19 protein-coding genes are annotated in these 26442 nt (G+C 60.3%); 14 read left to right on the top strand and 5 right to left on the bottom strand.

Features of this window, described 5'->3' with window-relative positions; genetic code table 11:
* The first annotated feature begins 26 nt into the window (after positions 1-26).
* The 11 genes from ilvB to tgt all read left to right on the top strand — a co-directional run bounded on the left by ilvB (position 27) and on the right by tgt (position 14977).
* On the top strand, positions 27-1736 hold the full coding sequence (gene ilvB, locus HYT87_00200; protein MBI2058167.1) for a biosynthetic-type acetolactate synthase large subunit: 1710 nt from the start codon (positions 27-29) through the stop codon (positions 1734-1736).
* Positions 1737-1748: 12 nt separating this feature from the next.
* A complete protein-coding gene (gene ilvN / locus HYT87_00205; GenBank protein MBI2058168.1) occupies positions 1749-2264 on the top strand; it encodes an acetolactate synthase small subunit in 516 nt (171 codons plus the stop codon).
* A gap of 23 nt (positions 2265-2287) precedes the next feature.
* Positions 2288-3304, top strand: a complete 1017-nt coding sequence (ilvC, locus tag HYT87_00210) for a ketol-acid reductoisomerase (GenBank protein MBI2058169.1) — start codon at positions 2288-2290, stop codon at positions 3302-3304.
* A gap of 89 nt (positions 3305-3393) precedes the next feature.
* Positions 3394-4125 carry a phosphatidylserine decarboxylase family protein gene (locus tag HYT87_00215; GenBank protein ID MBI2058170.1) on the top strand — a complete coding sequence of 244 codons (732 nt, stop codon included), beginning with the start codon at positions 3394-3396 and terminating at the stop codon, positions 4123-4125.
* Between the two features lie 1097 nt (positions 4126-5222).
* Positions 5223-5687 carry a hypothetical protein gene (locus HYT87_00220; GenBank protein MBI2058171.1) on the top strand — a complete coding sequence of 155 codons (465 nt, stop codon included), beginning with the start codon at positions 5223-5225 and terminating at the stop codon, positions 5685-5687.
* A gap of 7 nt (positions 5688-5694) precedes the next feature.
* Complete coding sequence (locus tag HYT87_00225) at positions 5695-8619, top strand: hypothetical protein (GenBank protein ID MBI2058172.1); 2925 nt, start codon at positions 5695-5697, stop codon at positions 8617-8619.
* Between the two features lie 779 nt (positions 8620-9398).
* Complete coding sequence (pssA, locus tag HYT87_00230) at positions 9399-10193, top strand: CDP-diacylglycerol--serine O-phosphatidyltransferase (GenBank protein ID MBI2058173.1); 795 nt, start codon at positions 9399-9401, stop codon at positions 10191-10193.
* A gap of 82 nt (positions 10194-10275) precedes the next feature.
* Positions 10276-11823 carry a 2-isopropylmalate synthase gene (locus HYT87_00235; protein MBI2058174.1) on the top strand — a complete coding sequence of 516 codons (1548 nt, stop codon included), beginning with the start codon at positions 10276-10278 and terminating at the stop codon, positions 11821-11823.
* Positions 11824-11827: 4 nt separating this feature from the next.
* Complete coding sequence (locus HYT87_00240) at positions 11828-12148, top strand: hypothetical protein (protein MBI2058175.1); 321 nt, start codon at positions 11828-11830, stop codon at positions 12146-12148.
* 153 nt (positions 12149-12301) lie between these two features.
* The gene (locus HYT87_00245; GenBank protein MBI2058176.1) at positions 12302-13708 is read left to right on the top strand and encodes an Nramp family divalent metal transporter; all 1407 of its coding nucleotides are present in this window, start codon (positions 12302-12304) and stop codon (positions 13706-13708) included.
* A gap of 48 nt (positions 13709-13756) precedes the next feature.
* On the top strand, positions 13757-14977 hold the full coding sequence (gene tgt / locus HYT87_00250) for a tRNA guanosine(34) transglycosylase Tgt (protein ID MBI2058177.1): 1221 nt from the start codon (positions 13757-13759) through the stop codon (positions 14975-14977).
* Here the strand turns inward: tgt and mtgA are convergent.
* Entirely contained in the window at positions 14966-15928 is a 963-nt protein-coding gene (mtgA, locus tag HYT87_00255) for a monofunctional biosynthetic peptidoglycan transglycosylase (protein ID MBI2058178.1), read from the bottom strand. The genes tgt and mtgA overlap by 12 nt on opposite strands.
* 39 nt (positions 15929-15967) lie before the next feature.
* On the opposite strand from mtgA, the gene HYT87_00260 reads away from it, so the two are divergent.
* Complete coding sequence (locus HYT87_00260) at positions 15968-17167, top strand: sodium:calcium antiporter (protein ID MBI2058179.1); 1200 nt, start codon at positions 15968-15970, stop codon at positions 17165-17167.
* 120 nt (positions 17168-17287) lie between these two features.
* On the opposite strand, the gene HYT87_00265 is transcribed toward HYT87_00260, so the two are convergent.
* Both HYT87_00265 and HYT87_00270 read right to left on the bottom strand, forming a co-directional pair.
* A complete protein-coding gene (locus HYT87_00265; GenBank protein ID MBI2058180.1) occupies positions 17288-18607 on the bottom strand; it encodes a M23 family metallopeptidase in 1320 nt (439 codons plus the stop codon).
* A 370-nt stretch (positions 18608-18977) separates the two neighbouring features.
* Positions 18978-19169: a hypothetical protein gene (locus tag HYT87_00270; protein ID MBI2058181.1), complete on the bottom strand. Its 192-nt coding sequence runs from the start codon at positions 19167-19169 to the stop codon at positions 18978-18980.
* Between the two features lie 282 nt (positions 19170-19451).
* On the opposite strand from HYT87_00270, the gene HYT87_00275 reads away from it, so the two are divergent.
* Together HYT87_00275 and HYT87_00280 are read left to right on the top strand one after the other, a co-directional pair.
* Positions 19452-21152 (top strand): tetratricopeptide repeat protein, encoded by a 1701-nt coding sequence (locus HYT87_00275; protein ID MBI2058182.1) that lies wholly within the window; start codon positions 19452-19454, stop codon positions 21150-21152.
* Positions 21153-21198: 46 nt separating this feature from the next.
* Positions 21199-22260: a MoxR family ATPase gene (locus HYT87_00280; GenBank protein MBI2058183.1), complete on the top strand. Its 1062-nt coding sequence runs from the start codon at positions 21199-21201 to the stop codon at positions 22258-22260.
* Positions 22261-22372: 112 nt separating this feature from the next.
* On the opposite strand, the gene HYT87_00285 is transcribed toward HYT87_00280, so the two are convergent.
* On the bottom strand, positions 22373-24547 hold the full coding sequence (locus tag HYT87_00285; protein MBI2058184.1) for a hypothetical protein: 2175 nt from the start codon (positions 24545-24547) through the stop codon (positions 22373-22375).
* 9 nt (positions 24548-24556) lie between these two features.
* On the bottom strand, positions 24557-26341 hold the full coding sequence (locus HYT87_00290) for a hypothetical protein (protein MBI2058185.1): 1785 nt from the start codon (positions 26339-26341) through the stop codon (positions 24557-24559).
* Positions 26342-26442 lie beyond the last annotated feature (101 nt).

Genomic DNA, 26442 nt, shown 5'->3' on the forward strand with positions numbered 1-26442 from the left:
GCGTAGCACGAGCTCACGGAGTCGACATGAAAGGTGCGGACATTTTCCTGGAGTGTCTCAAACGTGAGGGGGTGGACATCCTGTTCGGCCTCCCCGGCGGAGTCACGCTCGACATCTACGACAGCCTTTACGACTGCGAAGGCCTGCGGCACATCCTGACCCGGCACGAGCAAGGCGCCGTTCACATGGCTGAAGGCTACGCCAAGGCGTCCGGCAAAGTCGGTGTGGCCCTCGTCACGTCGGGCCCCGGCGCCACCAACGCCGTGACCGGAATCGCCGACGCCTACATGGACTCCGTGCCACTCGTCTGTTTCACCGGTCAGGTGAACACCTACATGATCGGGAACGACGCCTTCCAGGAGGCCGACACGCTCGGCATCACCCGGTCCTGCACCAAGCACAACTATCTCATCAAGAACGTGAAGGATTTCCCCCGGATCGTGCGCGAGGCGTTTTACATTGCCCGGACGGGCCGGCCCGGTCCCGTGGTGGTGGACATCCCCAAGGACGTATCGAGGGCGGATGCCGAATTCGTCTGGCCCGAAACCGTGGGACTCCGTGGATACAAGCCGACCATCGAGGGCCATATCGGCCAGGTGAGACAGGCGCTGAAAGCGATCCTCGGCTCCAGCCGCCCGCTCCTCTACGTCGGGGGGGGGGCGATCAGCGCCGATGCGTCGGACGCCGTGATCCGTTTTGCGGAGAAGCTGAACATTCCGGTCACCGTGACGCTCATGGGCCTCGGCGCCTATCCCGCCTCCGGCCCCTGTTACGTCGGCCCGCTGGGCATGCACGGCTACTACAATTGCAACATGGCGATCTCGGATTGCGACTGCCTCTTTGCCATCGGGCCGCGATTTGACGACCGCGTGACCGGCAAGACGGACGAATTTTCGCTCAAGAGCGTGAAAATTCACATCGACGTGGACCCCACCTCCATCAGCAAGAATGTCCCCACCCAGATCCCTATCGTGGGCCAAATCGGGCGCGTGATCGAACAGATGTACGAAGAGCTGGCCAAGACCGATCCGAAGGTCATCGAGGCGTTCAAGAAACGCATCAAGCCGTGGTGGAACCAGATCGCCCAGTGGGAGAAGCAGAATCCTCTCTGTTTCAAGGCATCCACCAACGGAAAGGTGAAGCCCCAGTTCGCCATCCAGAAGCTCTGGGAAGTCACGAAAGGTGATGCGGTGGTGGCGACGGACGTGGGCCAGCACCAGATGTGGGCGATGCAATACTACCGAGTGAACCATCCGAGACATTTCCTCACCTCCGGCGGACTCGGCACGATGGGCTTCGGCCTTCCGGCCGCCATCGGCGCGCAGTTCGCCAAGCCGGACAAACTGGTCGTCTGCATTTCCGGCGACGGCAGCCTGCAGATGAACATCCAGGAGCTGGTGGTGGCCGTGGAGCACAAGCTCCCGATCAAGGTCATGCTCATCAACAATGGCGCGCACGGGATGGTCACCCAATGGCAGCGGTTTTTCTACAAACGGCGGTACTCTGCCTCTCAATTCATGCAGCCGGATTGGGTGAAACTGGCGGACGCCTACGGCGCCCGCGGACTGCGGGTGGAGAAACCGGAGGACATGGAGGCCGGGATCCGCGAAATGCTCAAGGTGAGCGGACCCGTGCTCCTGGACGTGAAAGTGGATCCGGAGGAGGACGTTTTTCCGATGGTGCCGGCCGGCGGCGCGGTGAATAAGATGATCCTTCCGGAATCGCCTCTCTCCTGACAGGAAACGACGATGAAACATACCATTTCCGCGCTGGTCGAGAATGAATTCGGCGTCCTCGCCCGCGTGGCCAACATGTTCGCCGCGCGGGGATACAACATCGAATGCCTGACCGTGGCCGAAACGCTGGACCCCACCGTGTCCCACATGACCATTGTGACGAGCGGGGACGACAAGATCATCGAGCAGATCCTGAAGCAGCTTAACAAGCTCATCAACGTCATTAAGGTCTCGGACGTGACGGAGACGGACCACGTGGAGCGGGAGCTGGTCCTCATCAAAGTGGCGGCGGAGGGCGACCGGAGGGCGGAGGCCCTTCGGTTGGTGGAAATCTTCCGCGCGAAGGTGGTGGACGTGTCTCCGGACAGTCTGATGATCGAGATCACGGGCGACGAAAACAAGCTCCGCGCCGTCATCGAGCTGTTCAAGAACCTGGGGATTCGTGAAATCGTCCGGACCGGGAAGGTGGCCATGCAGCGATCCCAGAAGACCAAAGCGGCGCGCAAGCCCGTCGAAGAAGCCGCGTGATAATCTGAAAGGACCGAATTGACGTGAAAATCCACTACGAAAAAGATGCTCAACTGAAATTTCTGAAGAACAAGAAAGTGGCCATCATCGGCTATGGGAGCCAAGGCCATGCGCACGCGTTGAATCTGAAGGACAGCGGGATCGACGTGCGCGTCGGCCTCGCCGCCGGAAGCCCTTCCCGTGTGAAGGCCGAGAAAGCAGGCCTTCGCGTTACCGACAACAAGCAGGCGGCGAAGGAGGCGGAAATCGTCATGATGCTCACGCCCGATGAGCGGAGCGCGGCAATTTACACGGAAGACATCGCCCCGAACCTCGAAGCGGGCGACTACCTCGCTTTCGGCCACGGCTTCAACATCCACTTCGGACAGATTACGCCGCCGGAGAACATCAACGTCTTCATGGTGGCGCCGAAAGGGCCGGGCCACCTCGTCCGTCATGAATTCCAAAGCGGGAACGGCGTGCCGGTGCTGGTCGCCATTCATCAGGATCCGTCGAAGGATACGAAGAATGTCGCCCTCGCGTACGCGAAAGCGATCGGGGGCACGAGAGCCGGCGCAATCGAAACCACGTTTCGCGACGAGACCGAAACCGACCTCTTTGGAGAACAGGTGGTCCTCTGCGGCGGACTCACCGCCCTCATGCAGGCGGGATACGACACGCTGGTCGAGGCCGGCTACCCTCCCGAAATGGCCTACTTCGAGTGCATCCACGAGGTGAAACTGATTGTGGACCTCATCTACGAAGGCGGGATCTCTAACATGCGTTATTCGGTCTCCACCACGGCCAAGTATGGCGACGTCACGCGCGGTCCCCGCATCGTCACCGAGGAGACGAAAGCCGAAATGAAGAAAATCCTCGGCGAGATTCAGTCCGCCTCGTTCGCGCGGGAGTGGATCCTCGAGAATCGCGCCGGCCGGCCCGTTTACAACGCCCTTCTCAAGAAGGGTGAGGCCCACCCCGCTGAACAGGTCGGCGCCTCGCTCCGTAAGATGATGCCGTGGATCGAACGGAGCAAGAAGGTGGACAAGACGAAGAATTGACCGGCCATGTCGGTCCACGTCCTTCCTCTCATGGGCGGTCATCCTGAGCGAAGCGAAGGATCTACGCCACCCGTAGCCAAGTGTCATTGATGGCATCAGACAGCAGCGTCGTCGCCTCCGTTCACCTGCCGACCCGCCGCCTTCCCCTCGCGAAGGAAGGATGGCCGTTCATCCTCCCGTTCGTGGCGCTCGGCGGAATTCTCATGGTGTGGACCCCTTGGGGTGCCCTGGCCTTCGCCCCGGCCCTCTTCTCGATCTGGTTCTTCCGCGATCCTCGCCGCATTCCCCCCGAAGGCGACGCCCTCCTGGTCTCCCCGGCGGATGGGCGGGTCGTCCTGATCCAGCCCATACACGAGCCGCTCTTTCTCAAGCGGAATTGCACGCGCGTCAGCATCTTCATGTCGCCGATGAACGTGCATGTGAACCGGATGCCGCGCGCGGGCCAAGTGAAGAACGTGCGATATTCCGAAGGGCGATTCCACGTGGCCAGCAAGGAGATCGCCTCGAAGGACAACGAGCAGAACGCGATCCACGTCCGATGCGATGACGGCAGTGAATTCATGCTGGTCCAGATCGCGGGCATCCTCGCGCGGCGAATCATCTGCGATGTCCGCCCCGGCCAGCAGCCCCGGACGGCCGACCGCATCGGCCTCATCCGATTCGGCTCCCGCGTGGACCTCTACCTGCCGGACGATTTCGAACCCTGCGTCTCCGTCGGCCAGAAAGTAGCGGCCGGTACGACCGTTGTGGCGACGCAAGAACCCAATGACCCTTCATCTCGTCGTCCCCGGAACGGAGTGGAGGGGGCCTCCCGGCGGTAGGCGGAGGCCGTGACGCAACGCATCAGTGACGCCACATTCCAATTATTCCAGCCACTTACGTCATTTCGGGCTGGACGGGAGAACACGCAGCATGTAGAGTTCGGAAAAATCAGTAGGAGGGATCACCATCAACCCATGGAAGGGTGTGGGATAGGTGAGGTTGGTTGATGGGCAACGCCAGAAGGCCCGATGTATCAAGGGGAGAAGCCGCGAAGGCGACCCGTTCGCTACTTCCAGCGCTCGCTATTGCCCTCCCGCTGATTATTCCGTTTCTCGATGGATGCGGGGGCAAGCACAGGAATAAGTCCAATTCAGAGGCCGCCCCAGCAACTGTCTTCACTTCCGAAGCCCCCAACCCGCAACGGGCACGCGAGTACCAGCAGTTCACACAAGAAAATCCCGGCGCATGGACGGCCCTTTGGTCGAAATCTACTGAGAATCTGACCGCCCTGATCTCTCATGAGGGATACAAGAGAAGGAAATCTGGACGATTTACAATTCAACGGAGTGCCTCCTCTCCGAGAAGGCATCTCCGTTCACGCTCTCGGCCGGCCAAGGCTCCTCCATCAGACAAAGGTAAGGACCCTCCACCCGGGCAAGAGAAAGACAAGCAGAAGGATGATAAAGGCAACGAACAGGGTGGGGGGAACAGACCTCCGAATGCCGGCGGCGGCTCTGGCTCGTCCACCTCGGGCAAACCCGACGAACCGCCTGATTCAGCGAACTCCGATCAGCCCGCCGACGCATCAAGCGGGGCCGATTCTGAGGCCAGTGGGGACAAGCCGCCTGTTGAGGTCGAGCAGGTCGGCTTCATTGCCTCGGGACCCAAACAAAAAGCAGTTCTTCTCTCGTTCGATGCTTCCGAGCCGGCGGTCTCCCCGAACAATGATGGAGTAAAAGACCGCACCAACTTATCCTTTGCCTTTGCGCTCAGAACCACCGATGGCCTGAATGCCCTGGATCACCATTCTCCAAAAGCCGATGAGAAGAAGTTTTTCCTGGATTGGACGGTAGCCCTGTCGCAAAACGGCGCCGCCCTGCGGACTTTCCAGGCACGGGTCCCCGTCCAGCCGCCTCTTTCTGATTGTGTCTCAGTCGTGGGTCTACAGCAGGAGAAAGACGAGAGCCAGAGCGGCATCGAGAGCGATGGAACGGACGAAGGCGGGTGTCACTTCGTGAGACTGAAAGCACAGACTGAGTGGGACGCAACGGACGATGCGGGCGCCGTCATGACAGACGGGAATTACGAAACCGTCGTCTCCGCCGTCTTCGTCCGGGAAGACATCCTGGGCAACGGGGAGATGAAAGCCAAAACGGTGGACAGCCTTTCTACTGTTTCTGCGAGTGTAAAAGTCGATACGGTACCACCCGCCATCTCTCTCCTTCCGGAAAACAACTTGATCACCAGCGACCGGTTCCTACCCATAGCCGTGAACGTTTCAGACCCGCTTTCCGGCATCGACCAGTCGTCCATGATGCTGACGTTGGATGGAGCGGACCTACTGAAGGGTCTTGCCATGTCCGATGGAGAATTTACGTTCGTCCCCCCCCGAGCCGTATGAACGCGGTGTGCACGCCGTCTACGTGTTTCTCCGTGACATCGCCGGAAATCCCGCTGACATGGGATCCCGCTTCTCCATATTTCTTCAAGAAGAACAACAAACGCTGGACGGCGTAAACGCAATCTTGGAAGAATCCGCCCCGCTGTTCGGCTTTGAGGATAGGATGGAATCTCTTCAGTTGGATGGTTTTGTTGAGGGGGAGGAGTCCAAAGTGTTTTCGTTTGAACAAGCGACAAACGGTGTCCCCGTCATTGGTGCCGGAATTCGAGTGGAAGTAGCCGTTAACGACGAGCCAGTAGCAGTGCTGGGGAGTTTCTTCCCGGAAGCAGAGGCAATTCCCCTTGCTCCGAGCGTGCCTCGTGATTTGGCTCAGGCTGTGGCCCTCAATGCGGTGGGGATACCCCAGAGCGAGGCTCCGCAAGGCAGTTTCGAAGAGCTCGCCATTCTTCCGGGAGAGATCCCCACTCTCGTTTGGCTGGTGGTCCTTCAAGGCGACGAGCCTTCCTCCATTCTCCCTCCCGCGAACGGTCAACCGTCGGCCCTCAGCAAGACGTTGCTTGTAAATGCCCTGACAGGTGAGATCGAAGACAGTTTCGACAACGCCGTGAACCAGTCCGCTGTCGCCGGACGAGGCAACGTGTTCACGGACGCGCCGATTACAGACGACTGGGCTACTTTCTTCACTGACCCCCGGCCACGCGGGTTGAGCGTGTATGCGGCAAGGGATTTGAATCACATGTCAAGCGATCCCGCAGGTTGCCTGTTCGGCACTTTCGCGAATGTGCGGGACGGTTGCGTGACAGATTCGAAGGGAACATTCCTATCGGGCAATCCGGTCTGCCGTGCTGACCGTCAATTTTTCTTCAACATCTTTCAAAGCGCTAGTCCCGGGGCTGCGGTTCTGGATCCTGAGGACAGGCGCATCGACGCGGCTTCGGCCTACTGGCAAGCAGATGAGTTCTCAACCCGGCTTTTTACCGAGCACGGCTATCAAATTCAACTTCCAAAAGTTGAAGCAAATCAAGTGACCGTATGTGTCAATGCGTTCAATGATCTCAACGCGGAGGCTGTACCGGTGCGACTAGGCGGCGTCCGCGCCAAGGGAACCGGCCTCCGAGATATTCGCTTGGAAATGGGATCGGGCCCTGCTGTCCTCATCGCTACCCAGACGGCAACGATCCCACCTCAAGCCGTTCACATCAACGGGGATATCACGAGAAATCCCGATGTCTTGTTTCATGAATTCTCCCACGGGATTCTGTTTACAAAAGGCATCCTCGCACCGTGGGCCACAATTCATTTGGCTTTTCATGAAGGGTTCTCCGACTTCCTACCAGCGAGCATGACGAATGATCCTAGTATCGGGGAATGGTTGCAACCCCTGTACTTCCGTACAGCCAATAATTTCGCGAAGGAAGGCGAAGTCTCCACCGAGGCACACGCATTTGGTACAGTGTTTTCCGGGGCCATGTGGGATCTGCGACTTCGGCTCACCACTAAGTACTTGGGATTCCTGGGAACGTTCGAGGCAGCTAGACGACGCGTGGAAAGATTCGCGCTCGACTCAGCGAATCTCGTCGTCGTCAATCCAAAAGCACCGCCAAGCTTCTCCGTCATCCTCCCCGCCTTGCTGGCCAAGGAGGCCTCCTTTCGCATCTACATAAAATCCATTGGTGGACAGGAGATAACGCTTAACAACGAGGTCAAGGCGGCGTTTGCCAAGCACCACGTCAAGTTGGAGGACCGCATTGCAGTGGTAATTCCTGAGACACTCCCTGTCGGCTCTCCCATTGATTTGGCAAGCGTGCTGGACAAGGAAACTTCGTTCGTGGTGTACAGCGGGAGCAATCCGAGGGCGACCGTCGAATTCGAAACTCCTTCCAGAGGTATCTGCTACAGCGAGACGATTGATACGTTTTCCACTTTCGGAGTCGCCCATCGGCACAGAACGTATGAGATGCCAGAGGAAGTCTATCGAAAATGTTTTACCGATTGGTTTAGCGGAGTTTTTGCTACGGAACCAAAGACCGCGGAAAAGCTGGTTTTCCGGGTTCGTACGTTTGATCCGAACCAGCCTGGGACAACTCGGGTTTCGGATGCGGACTCACCGGCGCAATTCCTCATAGTAAGGCCCCTGTACTGTGGCGATGCTTCATGCTCTGCGGAGGCTGGAGAGGATTGCCTCGTGTGTTCGGCTGACTGTGGCTCTTGCTGCCCTAACAATATCTGTGATTCCCACGAAAGCTGCCTGAGCTGTTCGCAAGATTGTGGAGCCTGCCCGCCTCCCCCGCCGCCGCCTCCCCCTCCTCCACCCCCCCCACCGCCACCCCCCGCAGCCAACCGGTGTCCCGATGTATTCTTCGCGGCCCCTGGTTTCGGAACACCACCCGAAAAATGGTGTTGCCTGCTCCTGGTGGCTCAGGGCACAGACGGTCAAGTGGTGCGTGATCCAGACGGAGACCCCGTCACATGCACTTGGTCGGCGACGGGGGGCACCATCAACGGCAACACATGCGCGACAGATTGGGTTACTCCAGAGGTGAATGGAACGACGAACCACACGGTCTGCGTCGGTGTGACAGACGGTCAGTGTCCGGTCGACGTAACCTGCACTGTGCTTCCGGTCCAGGAAACAGACCCGGTACCACCCCCTGGACCTCCCCCTCCGCCGAAAGACTGCAGCGTACCCTGCACTTTTTGCCTCCTTACGGGCATTGGCTGCATATCGTGTGGACTTTGTATCTTTGACCCCGAGCCCGAACCAGATATCGACTTGCTGTGTCGTGGTGATTCGCTCTGCCATTCATGCATGAATGAGGTTCAGCCGTCGTGTGATGCCATGTATAAAGATGTTGATTGCAGGAAGGCCATGTACGCGACGCCAGAGTGCAGGGCCGCGCTCCAGCTTCCCCCGCTGCCTTGGGAAGAGTGATGGCAGCATCAACGATCTCTCCACATCTTGCATCCGTGTGTCTGGCCGCCGTCCTGGCCGGCGACCTATGCGCCTCGTGTGCCAACGCCTCACCTCGGAACACAAACGCGGCGGTGGAATCAGTCCAGACCAATCCCTCTGACATTGCCTATGCGAGTACCGCTCGGGCAGACGATGCCGTCGGCGATAGCCCTCTACCTCCTTCGCCGAAAGGAGGCGGGAATTCCAAGCTCTCTCCTTGTTCTTCCTCGTTTGTGCCGGGGGTGACGCCCTTTCTAGTCATTGAAGCTGGCGGGTGCATCTCGGGTTGTCTCACCCGGGTTGAGATCCGTTCTCAGGGTGGTTACATCATGGAACGCCGGTCCGGGGGGGTCACCCAGAAACGTGAAGGTAAGTTCAGCACGGAGGATATTTCAGAGTTTCGCCAGTACATGTCACGCTTGCGTTTTGAAGATTTGTTCGTTGATTTCGATATTTCCATCGCGGGTCAAAGTCCCGACCGCCCCACCTTAACCTTGGTCGTCCGCTCTCCGGATGCGTGCTTTGTGGGTTCCAATGATTTCGACAGTGCTGCCCCCCCCTCCTCCGACTCTGCACTGGCCATGGCGGTCTTGGCGAGGGTCGGGACGGATCGTTGTGGGTGCTGAGCGCCGGTAGCCGCTGGCCGGCGGCGCGAATCCACATGGCGAATCAGATCGCCGTCCCCGAGGCGAAGCGGAGCGGGGTGGCGTGATTCGCCATTTTGCAAAAGTTCCGCCAAGTGGCTTACAATGACATTTATGGTTGAACCGGCAAGAATTGTTCGTCTGGACGGGTTGAGGAAGGGCATTTACCTCCTGCCCAATCTGTTGACTACCTTCAGCCTGTTCTCAGGCTTCTACTCGATCGTGGCCACGTTCCAGGGAAATCATCTCAACGCGGCCATCGCCATTCTCGTGTCGGCCTTCTTCGACGCGTCGGACGGCAAGGTGGCGCGCCTCACGCACACCACGAGTCGATTCGGCGTCGAATACGACTCCCTGGCCGACCTCGTCGCCTTCGGTGTCGCCCCGGCGTTCCTGATTTACCACTGGGCGCTCGGTCCCTGGGGACGGTTGGGCTGGCTGGCGGCGTTCCTTTTCATGGCCTGTGGCGCGTTGCGCCTCGCGCGGTTCAACGTCCAGTTCGATTCGGTGGAGCATAAGTGGTTCACCGGTCTGCCCATCCCCGGCGCGGCAGCCATGGTCGCTTCGACTTACCTGCTCTACAATTTCCTTGGGAAAGAGGTACTCGACAGCCGGAAGTTCGTCTTCCTGGCGATGGCCTACCTCCTCGCCCTCTTGATGGTCAGCACCATCCGCTACCCGAGCTTCAAGGAAGTGGAATTCATCCAGAAAAAACCCATTCGCTGGCTGGCCCTCTTCGTCCTCGCCATCACGTTCGTGGTGTGGCAACCCGAACCGACGTTCTTCGTCGGCATGTTGACCTACGTCTGCACCGGACCGGTCGGCGCGATCATCCGCAAAGTCAAGGGCCTGCGCGAACCGCAGGAAGAAGACCTCAAAGAGATCGAGGACGCCGGCGATGTGTTTTGAGGACAGCGTTCAGCGATCAGCACTCAGCAATCAGCTCCTGCGGGCTGAAGGCTGATAGCTGACACCTGACAGCTATTCTCCAATGACAAATAAGGTTCTGATCTTCGACACCACCCTCCGGGACGGCGAGCAGTCTCCAGGCTTCTCCATGAATATTACCGAGAAACTCCGGATGGCCAAACAGCTCGCCAAGCTCAAGGTGGACATTATCGAGGCCGGTTTTCCCATTTCGTCGGATGGAGACTTCGAATCGGTCCGCGAAATCGCGCAGAAGGTGAGGGGACCCGTCATTTGCGGCCTCGCCCGCACGAACGATGCGGACATCGAACGGGCCGCCGAAGCTCTGAAGGGCGCACCGCGGCGCCGCATCCACACCTTCATCGCCACGAGCGAGATCCACATGAAGTACAAGCTCAAGAAATCGGAGCGCGAAGTGCTGGAATCGGCCATCCGGGCCGTGAAGCTCGCCCGAAAGCACACGGACGACGTCGAGTTCTCCGCCGAGGACGCCACGCGAAGTGACCCCGATTTCCTCTGCGAAATCTTCTCCGCGGTCATCGCCGCGGGCGCGACCACGATCAACATCCCCGATACCGTGGGCTACACGGTGCCGGAGGAATACTTCTCACTCGTTAAGAAACTCCAAAAGGGCGTAAAAGGCATCGGGAAAGTCGTCATCTCCGTGCACTGCCACAACGATCAGGGCCTCGGCGTGGCCAACTCCCTCACGGCCGTGTCGCTCGGGGCCCGGCAGGTGGAATGCACCATCAACGGCATCGGCGAACGCGCCGGCAACGCCGCCATGGAAGAAATCGTCATGACGCTGACGAACCGGAAGGACATCTACGGGCTCGATACGAACATCGACACGACCCAGATCTTTCCCACGAGCCGCCTGCTCACCCAGATCACGGGCATCGGCGTCCAGCCCAACAAGGCCGTGGTGGGCCGCAATGCCTTCGCGCACGAGGCCGGCATCCACCAGGACGGCGTCCTCAAGAAGCCGCTCACCTACGAAATCATGACGCCCCAATCGATCGGCCTATCCTCCAACTCGCTGGTCCTCGGCAAGCACTCCGGACGGCACGCGCTCAAGGTGCGGCTGGCCGAACTGGGATACGAAATGACCGAGGAACAATTCGCGCGGGCATTCAAAGAATTCAAGGAGCTGGCCGACAAGAAGAAGGAGGTCTTCGATGAGGACATCGAGGCCCTCCTGCACGACCGGGTGTTCGACATCGGCGAGACGTATGCGCTGGTCTCCCTCCATGTGTCCAGCGGCACGGATTCCACGCCGACCGCAGCCGTGGAACTCGAAATCGGCGGGAAACGGGTCGAGCGCCAATCCACCGGGGACGGACAGATCGACGCGGCATTCAAGGCCATCGCCGAACTGACCGGAACAAAGTCGGAACTGACCGAGTTTCAGACGAAAGCCGTGACGGGCGGAACGGACGCGCAAGGCGACGTCATCGTCAAGATCAAGGACGAGGGATTCGAAGTCACGGGACGCGGAACGCACACGGATGTCGTCCTGGCCAGCGCCAAGGCCTACGTGCATGCCCTCAACAAACTGGAGTACCACAAGAAGAGAGTCCAACAGCGCAGGGAACTCCTCAAAGGGGTATGACCACATGATTCCCGAAACCTTTGAAGCGAACGGAATCCGATGGGGATTCTGCTTCCTCATGGCGGATGCCCGCCTCTCCAGTGAGGAACGGCTCTCCCTCGTGCAACATGCCGCTACGATGTTCTTCAATGACGAGAAGGAAAGGATCCTCGACCTTCAGGCCTTCAGCGGCTGGATTCGCACGAACAACGAACACGACGTGGTCGGCAATTTCGGAGGGCGCCGTTACGACGCCGAGCTCGAAACTCCGAAGGGCAAGGTGGCCGTCCGCTTCCTGATCAAGGAACTCACGCAGAAACTTCCTCTCGGCTTCTCCAAGAACTGACGACCGCCAACGGGCGCAATCAGTTCGTGCTTGAAAATCGTCCCTCGGGCACTACCATGGGCGCAGGAAACTCAAGATGACCCCACCACCTGCAACCGGACGCTGTGCGTCCGAGATCCTGAGCCGCCTCCGGCGGCTGTTGGAGGTGGTGGGGTGACCCCTCTTGGCAAGGCGCGTCTTCCGGACTTTCCAGGGCTGAGATACCTCATCGGTCCCGGTCTCGTCTGGATGGCACTCGCCCAGGGTAGCGGCGAACTCGTCTGGTGGCCCTACATCGTAACCAAGTACGGCCTCGGTTTCCTCTTCCTCCTGATCCCCGCCTGCCTCCTTCAACTTCCGCTGAACTTCGAAATCGGGCGGTATACCGTCATGACCGGCGAGGGTCTCTTCCGTGGGTTCCTCCGCATGAACCGAACCTTCGGCCTGATCCTCTACGTCCTCTTCATCCTTTCCTTCCTGTGGTTCGGGGCCTTCGCCTCCGCGGGCGGCACCGCCATTGCCGAATTGACCCAATTCCCACCCGGATGGTCCGCGAAAGGACGAACGCTCTTCTGGGGCGAATTCTCGATCCTTGTTTTCTTCTCCGGTCTCCTCTTCGCAAAGGTTGTCTATCGGCTCATCGAGTGGGTCATGAAAATCGTGGCCATAGGCACGCTGATCGGGATGGTCATTGCCTGCATGCACCCGGATGTGGTGAAGGTCTGGCTCGACGTCTTCAAAGGGCTTTTCATCCCCTCACCGCTCGCCCGCCCATGGGATCCTGCGGATGCGGAGAAGTTGCTGACGGCCATCACGTTCGCAGGCCTCGGGGGATTCTGGACCACGTTCTATTCCTACTGGATCAAGGAGAAGAAGGTCGGCATGGCCGCACATGGCACTCAGCTTCTCGGGTTGCGGGCTGGGGCAAAATCGCTTTCGCTCGGCGGAGGCCAAGTTCCGGACATGGACTCCCACCTGATCGAGAACGCCGACCGTTGGAGCTACTACGTAATCGTCGACAGCCTCGTCGGAATCATCGGCAACCTCATCACCACGGTCCTGACGTGCCTCCTCGCCTACGCCCTCCTGCACCCCAAGGGCATCCTGCCGGACGGATACCAGCTTGCCGTGGTCCAGGCTGAATTCTTCGAAGCCTCCTGGGGGGTGGTCGGACGCGTCCTGTTTCTCTTTGTTGCCGGCGCCTTCCTGGCTGATACGTGGCTGGCCACGGCCGATTCCGTCGCCCGGATCCACGTGGATGTGCTCAGCGTGATCTGGAAGAAAGCGGAAAACCTCGGACCCCAGAAACTGTACTACACGATGATCACCCTCCTCACCCTGATCACCGGCATTACGATGCTGTTCGACCAGCCCGGGCGATTGATTCTCCTCAGCGCCCTCATCGGCTTCGTGGGGACGGTCACGTACACCGGGGGGCTCGTCTTCCTCAACCATCGATTCCTTAAGGATCAAATGTTGGAAGACATCCGGCCGGGGAACGGAAGCCTGATCGCCCTTTGCGTGGCGTGGGCCGCGTATGGGGCTCTGATGGTCATCTATTTGAAGGTGAAGTTCTTCTAGGCCGTGATCCGGTTCGAACTCGATCGGCCCGCTGAATTATCAACTACCATGCCCCGTGCCCAGGAGGGTACGGGGCCATGCAATGTTGCCGCGCCAGGGACGGCGCGGCATGGACCATGGCCTGACCCCCGTGGGGGGGGGGCGAGGACGGGACGGATGGAAACGCCTCACGGGACCGTGGAGACGCCGGTGTTCTGCCCGGTGGCCTCGCAAGGCACGATCAAGGCGATGACGCCCGAAGAGGTCCAGGACCTCGGTGGACAGGCGATCCTCTCGAACACGTACCACCTCTACCTCCGCCCCGGGCAGGAAACGATCCGAAAACATGGCGGCCTGCACGCCTTCATGAACTGGTCTGGAGCCATCATTACCGACAGCGGCGGGTATCAGGTCTTCAGCCTCGCGAATTTGAAGAAAGTGCGCGACGACGGTGTTGAATTCCAATCCCACATCGATGGCAGCCGGCACACCTTCACTCCGGAATTGGCCGTGCGCGTTCAGGAGGCGCTCGGCTCGGATGTCATGATGGTGCTCGATGAATGCCCGCCCTATCCCTGCTCCCCGGAACAACTGCGGGAGGCGGTTCGGCGCACCACCGAATGGGCGCGCCGATGCAAGTCGGCGCGGGGATCCCATGACGATTCCACTCGCCGTCTCCGGAACGGAGTGGAGGGGGCCGCCCGGCAGACCGATCAGGCGCTATTCGGAATCGTTCAGGGCGGGATCGACGCCGATCTCAGACGGGCATCCGCCGAATCACTGGTTGAAATCGGGTTTGACGGCTACGCGCTCGGCGGGCTCTCCGTCGGCGAGCCCAAAACGGCCATGCTGGAGACGGTGGAAGCGACGCTCCCCCATCTCCCGATCCCCTCTCCACGCTACCTCATGGGCGTCGGCGCCCCGGAAGACATCATCGAATCGATTCATCGTGGCATCGATATCTTCGATTGCATTATTCCGACGCGGCACGCCCGGACCGGCATCCTCTACGGCCACACCGGACCCGTGAAAATCATGCACCAACGATACCGGGAGGATTCCAGCCCCATCGACCCGGGGTGTGGCTGCTACGCCTGCCGGCACTTCTCGCGCAGCTACCTCCGGCACCTCCATGCCGCAAAGGAAATTCTCGCCGCCCGCCTCGGCACAATCCACAACCTCCATTTCTACTTTTCGCTCCTGCGCGAATCGAGGGAAGCCATCCGCCAAGGGGCATGGCCCGCCTTCCGCACCCGTTTTCTGGCCGCCTACGACCCCTCAGGGGGCTGAGTCCTCAGCTTGGGTGGCCTCTTCCTTTGGGTCGGGAGAGGTTGGCGGCTCCGGCGGACTCGCTTCCGATTGCGGCGGCTCAGCGCCCTCAGTCCCATTCCCTGGCACTCCAAGCTCAGGAATTTCAGGCGGGACCTCCTCCGCCTCCTCGACCTCCGCATCGATCTCCTCCTCCGCTTCGGTATCGACCACCGGCGGCTCCACGGCAACGGGTTCTTCAACCGCGGGCATCTCCTCCGATGGTTTGGGCGCCGGCAGCCAGCGGAGGCGGCGCATCCGCTGGAGGATAATCTCCTGCCGCTTCGACACTCCCCGCGGATTTTTGTCCGGCTGCAACCGGAAGGGATTCGGCAGCATGGCGGCGAGCAGCGCGCCGTCTTCCGCTGACAGGTCCGAACTGGATTTCCCAAGGTAGCGCTTCGACGCGGCCTCTATCCCGAATACTCCCGGCCCCCACTCCGCCACGTTCAGGTACAACTCCAGGATCCGATCTTTCGTGAGCGACCGCTCCAGTCGAATAGTGAGAATCGCCTCCTCGGCCTTGCGCCAGATGGACTTCCGCGGGCTGAGCCAGAGATTCTTGGCCAGTTGTTGGGAGATCGTGCTCGCCCCGCGCGCCCATTTCTTCTTTTTCCAATCCCTTTCCATCGCTTCCTTTATTTCGTGAAAATCGAATCCCTCGTGGCTGTAGAACGCGGCATCCTCCGCGGCGAGCACGGCGTGCCGCGCCGGTCGCGACACCTGCCGCAAGGGAACCCAGGATTGCGTCACCCTCCATGTCCGTCCGGCCTTCCGGGCCTGCTTCTCGCGCACCGCCATCCAATGCGTTCTTTTCGGGTTCGTCGAATTGAAACCGGACAGGCTCGGCGCGCGCCTGAACGTATCGGCTGCCAGCGCGAGAACGACGAGCGCAACAGCCAAGCCGAGGCGAACCCAAAAACGCCGCATCATTCGTGAAAGGTCACGCAAGCTGTGATATGAAGGGCCGCGGTGAAAAACAATCGATCGACCATCCTGCTCATGCTCTTCCTGGGAGCCGTGAGTGTCGCATGGTTGGGCGTACGCTTCGCGGGCATACACCTCCCCACGCCGTGGAACGCCCTCTTTCCCGGAGCCGCCATTGTTTGCGCGGCGTTCATGCTTTCGTGGTGCACCGAACTGGCCGAGCTGGACCTGCCCCGATCGGTGGCAGTGATCCTCCTCGCCCTGGTGGCCGTTCTTCCGGAATATGCGGTGGACATTTATTTTGCGTGGCAGGCGGGAAAGAACCCGCAATACGTGCCCTACACTCTAGCGAACATGAGCGGCGGGAATCAACTCCTGATCGGGCTCGGGTGGACGTCTGTCGTGATCTTCTTCTGCCTCAAGACCCGGCGCCGCGCCGTCAGGGTCGAGCCCGGCTATCGGCTGGAGATGTTCTTTCTCCTTGCCGCCACGGTCTACTCGTTCATCCTCCCCCTCAAACGCACACTCTCCCTGTGGGACTCCGCGGTGTTCATCGCGATGTTCGCGGCCTACGTCCGCCTCGCCATGAAGGCGGAGCACGAGGAGCCCGATCTTATCGGTCCAGCCGCCATGCTCGCCCAGCTCCCGCGCGGATTGCGGAGACTCTTTACGTACGGTGGATTCGTGTTTGCCGCCCTCGTCATCCTCTTTTCCGCCGAGCCGTTTGCAGAGGGACTTCTGGAGATGGGCCGCCATGCGGGCATCGATGAATTCATCCTCGTTCAATGGCTGGCTCCCTTGGCCAGCGAGAGTCCGGAGTTCATCGTCGCGATCCTCTTCGCGGCGCGCGGCAAGCCTCAGCTCGGCCTCGGCGCCCTCATCTCCTCCAAGATCAATCAGTGGACGCTCCTCGTCGGCATGCTCCCCATCGCGTACAGCGCCTCGATCGGCGCCCCCTCGGCCCTCCACCTCGACGACCGGCAGATCGCCGAGCTGACCGTCACCTCCGCCCAATCCTTCTTCGCGATGACGATCCTCGCCGATCTCTCGTTCGGGTTATGGGAGGCCGTCCTCGTTGCGGTCATTTTCCTCAGCCACCTCCCCTTCACCAGCGAGACCGGCCGATACATCTACGCGGGCGCGTACTTGCTCTTCAGCATGAACATGATCATCGCGAAATCGGAAAACCGGGCGGGGATCCGGGCGATGTGGAGCCACGCGCGTGAAACGTGGAGGTTGAAGTAGAATAGCGGGCCGTCCAACGCCGGGACCACATGGGGTTTTCCAAGAACGCCCTGTGCGTAGGGGAGCATCTTTAGATGCTCCCTTTTGCCGGGAGGGTCTGAAGACCCTCCCCTACTGGAACTACTGGAAGGGAACCGGGGGGCGGGCGATCGTCGCGACCTTCGGGGCGTCCTCGAGTCTCGCGAGATAAACTTCCTTTTGCCGGTCGAACTCCCTGCGATACTTCTGGGCGACGGGGATTCCGGGCGGAAACTTGACGCGCTGCGGATTCACGTATCGCCCGGCAATTTTCAGCATGTAATGCAGATGGGGCCCGGTGGTGAGGCCGCTCGATCCGACGTAACCGATAACCTGCTGCTGTCTCACGCGCGCTCCCACTCGGATGCCCCGCGCCATCCGGGAAAGATGGCTGTACGATGTCACATATTGATTGGCGTGACGGACGATCACCGTCCGCCCGGCGGGGCCCTTCCACCCGGAGTAGATCACCTGGCCGTCGGCCACGCTCCACACGGGCGTGCCCGGCCTCGCGCCGTAGTCGATGGCATAGTGGGGCCGGCCGCGGCGCAGTACCGGATGGAACCGCCAACTCGTAAATCCGGACGTGATGTAGTCGTACCGGAGCGGGGATCGAAGGAACGCCTTCCTCATGGAGCGACCTTCGGGCGAGTAATAACCCTCGATGCCCTCCGGTGACTGGTAGTAGACGGCCGTGTGGGTGCCGAAACTGCTCTCATACTTGCCGCTCAGAATCTTGCCGTAGCCGAAGAACCGGCCGTCTTTGTATTTCTTCTCGACGAGCACGGAGAATCGGTCTCCCTTTCTCGTGCCCGTGCTGAAGTCGAAGTCCCACGCGAAAACATTCACGAAGAGGCTTGCCAACTGCGCGCTTTCGCCCATGGCCAGGATCGTCTGGTAAACCGTTTGGTCCACCTCTCCATAGATGAGAGATTCCACGGATTCCAACCGGAACTCCCGCTTGCCCGAAACCAACCCGTCCTCATGCCGTTCGACATAGAAGACATTCAATGGATCCGCGAGATAATCGAACGCGATGAGACTCTTGTCCTGCGTCTGCACCAGCCGGAATTCATCGCCGGCTTTTACGCGGCGCACGTCGTAGCTCTTGTTGATCTCACCGACGACATTGTTCGCTTCCTGCCGGGGAAGACCCTTGTCCACCAGCGCCTGGAAAAGTGTGGAGCCGGGCTTGACTCGACCGGTTACCGTGGCTGTGGGAATTCCCGCCACATCGATTCTCGTAGACAGCCCTTTGGTGGCCGGACTCATGACCGCGCGGGTTTCCGACTTCTTCTGCGTGAAAAGATAGGAAAGAGTGACGGCAAGAAAGACGATGAAAAGCTTCAGAACGGTGCTTGTGCGGACTTGCCCGAATTTGGCAGTCTTTTTCTCAGGAAACCCAGCCGGATTCTCCGTCACCATGATATTGTGACTTGCGAGGTATTTACCTGTCAAGTAAAAAATGCCTTTTTGGCCACATGGGATGTCCACTCCTCGCGGCTACTTGTGGCGCACCCGTTTCCGGCACGAATGCAAGCGAAGGAGGGAAAGAGCGATGCCCAAGGGGCTCTTACGAATTGGATTCGCGTACGAACTTACCGCAGTGGTGAAGGGATTAGGTCTCAGCGATTGCCTCGATCGGGCAGACCGTCTACGTTGAGTGTGTCACGTTGCTAGATGGCCGGGGGCTTTAGCCCGCGCACTGGACGCAGCCTAAAGGCTGCGGCTACCCAGAACCATCTCCACGAACCCCTCTCCCCTCCGCCTGACGATCGCTCCAACTGCCCTCTCAGGCAGCCAGGGATTCGCTTTCGCCGTTGCTTTCTTCTCGAACGGTTTTGCGAGACCGAAAACGCTGCACGAACCACTTGGGAAGGATCCGCCTTTTCCGGCTTGAATCCCACCAGAAATACCCAACCAACAGAGTGGTGTAGGCAAACATGGCGCTGAACATCAGACCCATGTTATCCCATGACCACATGTGAGCCCCCTTTCTTATCTAGGATGTCCATGCGGACATATTTGCATATCACGCGTGATCTGTCAAGCGACGTATATCACAATTCACAGGTGCGACTGATCAGGGTGTTTTGGGGGTCAGGAAAGTCCGGGATATGTGATCATGTGGTCATGGAATCAGGGGGTCATCTGGAGGAGACGACCCATCGAGGTTCATCGCTCCCTATGGATCGCCCGGTCAAGTACTCCCCTCATGAATGACGGCGAATTTGACCAATGCGCCAAACCAGCCGAAAATGCGGTCGTGTCTTCGAATATCGCGCTTCCCATGAACGCCATGATCAAGGCTACATTCCTCGCCGCGGTTCTACTCATCGCGGGTTCGAATCGCGAAGCGGGAGCCGCTCCCACCATGGACGAACTCGTCCAGCAGTTCGAGGCCCAGATCGATGCCTGGGACGTCGCGGCCGCATCGTCCACCCTCAAGACTCTGGATGCTTCCGCGACGCCGGAACATCAGGCCTCACTCCGAAGTCTAAGGTCCATCCTCGCGTTCTATTCCGGCGACTACCGGCAGGCTCGTTCCCTTCTCGATCAGGCGCGCGACCCGGAGCAGATCAAGGACGGAGGATTCTCCCTCGCCGAGGTCATCCGCAAGACGGAGGAGGCCTTTCGAGAATCGCCCCAGACCCGATTCGGACACTTTGAGGCACGATACAAACCGGGGGTGGACGTCGTTCTCGTGGGCGATCTTTTCGCCGAGTTGGAAGACGCCTATCGCTTCTTTGAAAAACTTCTCGGCTTCAGTCCCGACGCGCCGATCCGAGTCGAGGTGTTCTCGGACTACGACGCCTTCCGCCACGCCACCACGCTGACCGAAAAGGATCTCGAAGTCTCGGGAGCGGTTGGCGTATGCAAATTCAACAAGCTCATGGTGCTGAGTCCCCGGCTGCTCCTCCGTGGCTACCGATACCTCAACACCGCCGTGCACGAGTACGTGCATTTCCTCGTCTATCACCTCACCCGCAACAATGCGCCCGTCTGGCTGCACGAAGGCATCGCCTCGTATCTCGAAGACCTGTTCGATCGCGAGCGTGGATCGAAGAATCCGGGCGCCATCGGGCCGGATGCGTTCCGCTCGCGATTGCAACCTTCGAGCGAAACCCTGCTCGCCACCGCCGTCCAGAACAACACGCTGATCCCGTATTCCCGGATGCACCCCTCCCTCGTGAAATTGGATACGCGGGAGGAAGTGGCCCTCGCGTTCGCCCAAGTTCAGGTGGCCGTGGAATTTTTGATGACGCGCACCGAGGGCAAGGGGCTGGGTCGCCTCCTCAAGGCATTGGGCGAGGGAAAGGAACTCTCCGCAGCACTTCAGCAGGTGGTGGGCCTCGATCTAACTTCCTTTGAGCTGGCCGTGAAGGAATCGCTCTTGCAGCGTGGACTCAAGGCGATCCCCGGGATGGAAGCGCCCAGTCTCACACTCAAGAGGGACGGATCGACGGGGACGGACGAGGATCTCGAATGGCGGGAGGTGGAGCACAAGCAGGCACGGGAGTTCACCCGTTTGGGCGATCTGCTCAAGAGCCGGAGCCAGTTCCCCGCTGCCGTGATCGAATATCAAAAGGCGCGCGAAAAGGAATCCTACTCGGCCATCATTCTGAACAAGCTGGGGCAATCCCAGCTTCTCGCCGGTCAGCCGGGGGACGCCATTCGGACGCTGGAGGAATGCCGCGAGTTGTATCCCGACTTCTCGACGACCTACTACGCACTGGGCGAAGCCCATCTGGCCGGGAACGACATCGAGAAGGCGGTGACGAGCTACGTCGAAGTCACCCGGATCAACCCGTTCCATACGGTGGCGTGGCAGCGGTTGGCGGATCTGTTCGCCAAGACGGGCCGGAAGGACGAGGCACAACGCGCATCTGAGAAGCTTCGTATCTTATCCGCTGCGGATCGCGCGCCCGCCGCGGATCGTGGTTCCTCGAGGCCGGCCAAGCGTTGAGAAGACCGGGCAAATGTGATAGGTGAGCCGCATGTCCCAGTCCGCCATGCCCGCTGAAGGTTCAGTCCGCCCGGAGGCGTCGAGTCCATCGGCCGCCGATTCCGAGGAATTGGTAGGCCGGCTCCGGCAGAAGAAAGACCGAATTCTGGCGGAGGTGGAAAAAGTCATTCTCGGCCAGCGGGAAGTGATGGATCTCCTGCTCACGGCGGTTTTCTCACGCGGTCATTCCTTGTTCGTCGGCGTGCCCGGTCTGGCGAAAACGCTCATGGTCAATACGCTCGCCCAAGTCATGGATCTCCGGTTTCAGCGCATTCAATTCACGCCGGACCTCATGCCCTCCGACATCACCGGCACGGAGGTCCTGGAGGAGGACGTGACGGTGGGAAAACGGGTATTCCGCTTCATCCGCGGCCCCATCTTCACGAACATTCTGCTCGCGGACGAGATCAACCGCACCCCCCCCAAAACCCAGGCCGCGCTCCTTCAAGCCATGCAGGAGTTCAAAGTCACGGCCGGTGGAGAAACGTATCCCATCGAACAGCCGTTCCTGGTGTTCGCCACCCAGAATCCCATCGAGCAGGAAGGCACGTACCCTCTGCCTGAAGCCCAGCTCGACCGCTTCATGCTCCACATCGACGTGCTCTATCCCTCCACGGAAACCGAGATGGAAATCGTGAAAGCCACAACCGGTCAGAGTGCGCCGGAGCTGCAGAAAGTGATCAGCCTGCCCGAAGTCCTGGATCTCCAGAACCTGGTCCGGCGGGTGCCGGTGCCGGATCACACGGTGGAATATGCCGTGCGGCTGGTGGCTCACACACGGCCGGACGGCAAGATCAACCGGGGGAATGGGAAGCACGAGATGCGGTCTCTCAGCTATGTGAACGAATGGGTCAGTTGGGGCGCCAGTCCCCGCGCCAGTCAGTACCTCATCGTGGGCGCCAAGGCACGGGCACTCCTCGATGGCCGCCCGTATGCGGCGATCGAGGACGTGCGAGCACTCGCCATGCCGGTGCTCAAGCACCGCATCATTTTGAACTTCAAGGCGGAAGCCGAAGGGGTTCGAAGCGAGACGCTCATCCAGAGAATTCTGGATGAGGTGAAGAGCTAGGCCGTTGTCAGCTTTCAGTAGGGGAGCAGCCTTGGCTGCTCCCGATGAGGGAGGACCTGAAGGTCCTCCTCTACGAAGCTGAACACTTTCCTACTGATGGTTGAATGCTTGCCTAATTGCTGAAGACGATCTTTTCCGTGAGGGTGTTTTCTTTCCGGTCCTTGACCTTGATGACCAGCGTGTGTTCGCCCTGACCGGGCACGGGAAGCGTTACGTCGAACTTCTCCGCGTTCGAGTCCGCGATTCGATCGACCGGATAGACCAGCTCCCACTCCTGCGAATCCAGCGCCACCTCGGCGGCATCCACGGCCGTGGTCCGGTCCACCGTTTCGAATTCGATGCGCACGCCATTGGCGCCCACGGCGTGCTTGAGCGACCGGATTTCCGGGGGCGTGTTATCGATTTCGATCGGAGACGACACCACTTCTCCGGTGAGGGCCTGATCCCGCGGATTGCTCGCGCGGTCGCCGGCTATGATCTTCACGAAGTACACGCCGTCCGGGACAACGGAAATGTCCCACCGGTAGGTGGGGCGGGTCCAATCTTTCTGGATTTCCTTCCAGGCTGATTCCTCCTGACCCCGCATCAGGAGATCGTAGGTCAGGTTATCGCCGTCCGGATCCGAGGCCTTCCAGGAAAGATCGAGAAAACTGATTTTGGCCGCTTCCGGTTGGGGCGGCATGCCCGGCTGGAGCCCCGGCGTAAATCCCTGGGCGGGGGACCCACCGGCGCCCGGCGAGGCCGCCCCCCCCCCGATTTGAGCCCGCACGGATCTCGTCGGCTGGACTTCCTTCACGGAGAGGCCCTGAATTTGCGGAGCGGCGTTTTTGGTCAGGTAATTGGCGCGAACTTGCAGGAGGGAGACCGGCTCCTTCGATTTCTCGAATTCGACTTTCCATTGGAAGAATCGGGCGGGAGCCAGCGACGTCTGGCCGTTCTTCAACAAGGTCCAATCGGACCAATCCTCCCCCGGGCGCTCCGTGTTTCCCCCGCGAACCGAAAATCTCAGTCCCTTTTCCACCCGATGGGGACGGCTGCGCCATTCGACCTTGCCCCAATACGATACGCGTTGCGCATCGAAGGCCTCCGAAAAGTACGCCCCCTTGGACGCGGGCTCACCCCCGACTCGGTACACGGCTGAACCATGACTGGTAATCACGGACCAGCCTTGGGAATCGAGAGGGAGGATGGCCACGACTTCCTCCTCCTGCCCTTGGAAGATCAAACTCTTGGAGAATTCGGGACCCGACATGCCGAGGAGCCTCGCCTTCCCTCCCCCAAGGCCCAGGACGACCTCGGAACCGGCGGCGGAGAGCGCAAAGGGCAGGTCGTCGCCATCCCAGATCGGAAACACGAAACCATCGGGGTCGATCCGGACCACTTGGTGTTTTTTGGGCGTGCTTTTCGATCCCGCGTTCCATCGGCGGGTCTCGGTGGGACTCGGTTCACCCAGGATGTCCTCCGCATCGGACGCATTCGTCGCCGACCCGGACGAAACTGATTTCGAACCTCCGGCGGCACCCGACCGGAGGCCTACCAGCGCCGCATAGAGTGAGCCTTTGGAGTCCTGGGCCAGGGCGCGAACTTCTTCGCGATCCGAATCGAGGATAACGGAACGCTTTCCCTTGGCCGGAACACGGTAGATCCGACCCGGCCCGGAGCAGCCGACGATCAGGGATCCGTCGGCCTGCGGGACGAGCGTGGAGACGTGGTCCTCCTTCCCCTCGAACACGAGCTGGGAATCCCCCTTGGAGGTCACCCGGTAGAGCTTCGCCGGCGAGCCCGTGCCGATCCACACACCTCCATCGGGGGCGGGTCGCATCGCCCACACATACGATTCCGCAGGATCAAAGACGACTGTGCCCTCCGCCTTCTCCCCTTTTCCGAGCGGAACGCGATACACCTTTCCATCCGGGCTCGATCCCGCCCAAAGCTCCCCTGACGTCAACGCCACCGCATAGACGAAGGGATCGGGCGCCTTGAAAATCAACGAGGAGGAGCCGTCCGCACCAACCCTCCAAACCTCACCTTGATCGCCTCCCGAAAGGTAGACCGTCTGAGATTTCGGATCGGCCGCGGCGGCCCACACCTGAGGCATTTTCAATTCGGCGATCCGGCGCACGTCCCGCCCAAGGCGAAGTTCACCGTCTTCCGTGATCTCGACCGATTCGACCTCGCCGCCCAGGAAGTCCTGGAAACTTTCGAGGACCCATTTTTGCGGCTCCGCGGCGAAGGCCGACCGACCCAGAAAGACAAACAAAACGGAAAATACCGAAAGCTTGTTCAAACCGTCACCTCATTTCAGGGAGGACTGCACGTGAAGGAGGAGCTCTTTCTCACCGCGAACGTAGAAGGCCGTTTTCACCGACTCTTGCTTGATCACGGATCCGGTCACGATGGGCGCCTCGGTCCGATCGCGATCGGATTGAAGGAGTTCATATACCGAGGGTGGAAGATTCTCCAGGCGGCGTCCGCCGGTGCGCACCCCGGAGGAAGCCCGCTCGAGGCGAACGTAGATCTGGCGGGCATCGTAGGTCTTTCTGAGCTGGATTAGAATGGACGGGAGGGTGGATCCGGCCTCGCCGATCCCGGTCCAATCGGAGCGTTCGGCGGCCAGGGCATCGGTCACCCGAAGCGTGTAGTCGCCCGGTTCGATGTCGGCGGGCAGGGTGAACGGATGGGTCAATTCGCTTCGCCCCTTCCTTCCCGCGCGAAGGACGATTTCCAGTGGAAGCTTTTCCCCCGCTCGCACGTCAGAACGAGGCATGCGGATTCGGTCCAGCACGGCCGACTGATCCCCCTTGTTCGCCTGCACGTTCAGCTCGATTCCCTGCACGCGGAGGGGCTTGTAGGGGTTGCGGAGAAGCCAGCCGATGGTTTGGGAGACATCGCCGACGACATCGGTAAGCGCGAAGTCGCCCGACCGGAAGATTTCCACCGGCACCGCTTCTTCCCCCTCGATCCGAATCGCGCCGCGGGCGTCGATCGTGACGGGGCTCGACATCCCGGTGCTGAGCATGATGAGGTTCCCCACCGTCATCTGCAATAGCGCCGGGGTCAGCACGATGTGCTCCACGACGTCGAAATGGTAGGTCTGGCCGCCGTTGACGGTGACCCGCACTTTCACCGTCGGCGCGGATCGCCGCAGGAGGCCGACGATGCCGGTCGACTGGTCCCGCGTCCACGCCCCGACCGTTTCACCGTCGGACGTAATCTTGTACGAAAGGGCCTGGCCGGGCACGACGGTGAGCACCCGCGAGGGGGCCAAGGGAAAATTGACGTCGCCACCCCACATGAACGGATGGCCGAAGGCGAGAATTCGATCTTTGTCGATGAAGGTCAGCGTACCCGACGCGCTCATGCTGATGTCGCCGGAGACGAGCCGGGCCGAGATGGAGGAACCGGGTTCAAGATTCCCCCCCCCCGCGCCGTCCGACCCGGATCCGGCGAGCACCGGGTAGAAGCCGAGCCTCTCGAAATCACCACGGAACAACCGGAGAATTTCGGGGTGAAAGCCGCTCATCGCCAAGGGCGTTTCGATGGGAATCACGCCTCCCGGATCAAAGACCCCTTTTCCCGTGGCCGTCGCCGCGGGTGCGTTCCGCTCCTGGATTTCCTGGGGAGGCAGCGGCCGAATTAGCCCGGGAGTCGCAGTGGGCTCGGCGGCGCCCGGCTCGGCCATACCTTCAAACAGGTCCAGCATGTCCTGGATCGGTGTGATGCCGGCGATGGGCCTCCGGGGAAACGCCCCGAACCGATACGCGAGCGCGCCGACGAGCTTGCCCTCGATGTAGACCGGACTGCCGCTCATGCCGGCGATGACCCCCGCTTCATCCACCGCCTTGCCGCTCACCTCGGCCAGAATCAAACTGCGTTTGGGAGCGTAGTTTCGAAGAACATCGATCACTTCGACTTGGAATTCCTCGATGGCGGTGCCTTTGAAAACGGTTTTGCCCACCCCCTTCATGCCGGGTTTGACTTGGTCGAGCGGAAAAATGGGCTCGGCGGTGCCAGCCCAAGCGGAAAGCCATGAGCCATGAGCCAGGAAGACACAGAGACACGCGATCCACTTGTACCTCATCGCTTTTTCCTCATCGCTACCAAGAGCCTCTGACAGAATGCCGATTCGTAGGGGAGCATCTTCAGATGCTCCCTCTTGTCGGGAGGGTCTGAAGACCCTCC

The organism is Nitrospirota bacterium (genome assembly GCA_016180645.1).
Lineage (GTDB): Bacteria > JACPQY01 > JACPQY01 > JACPQY01 > JACPQY01 > JACPAV01.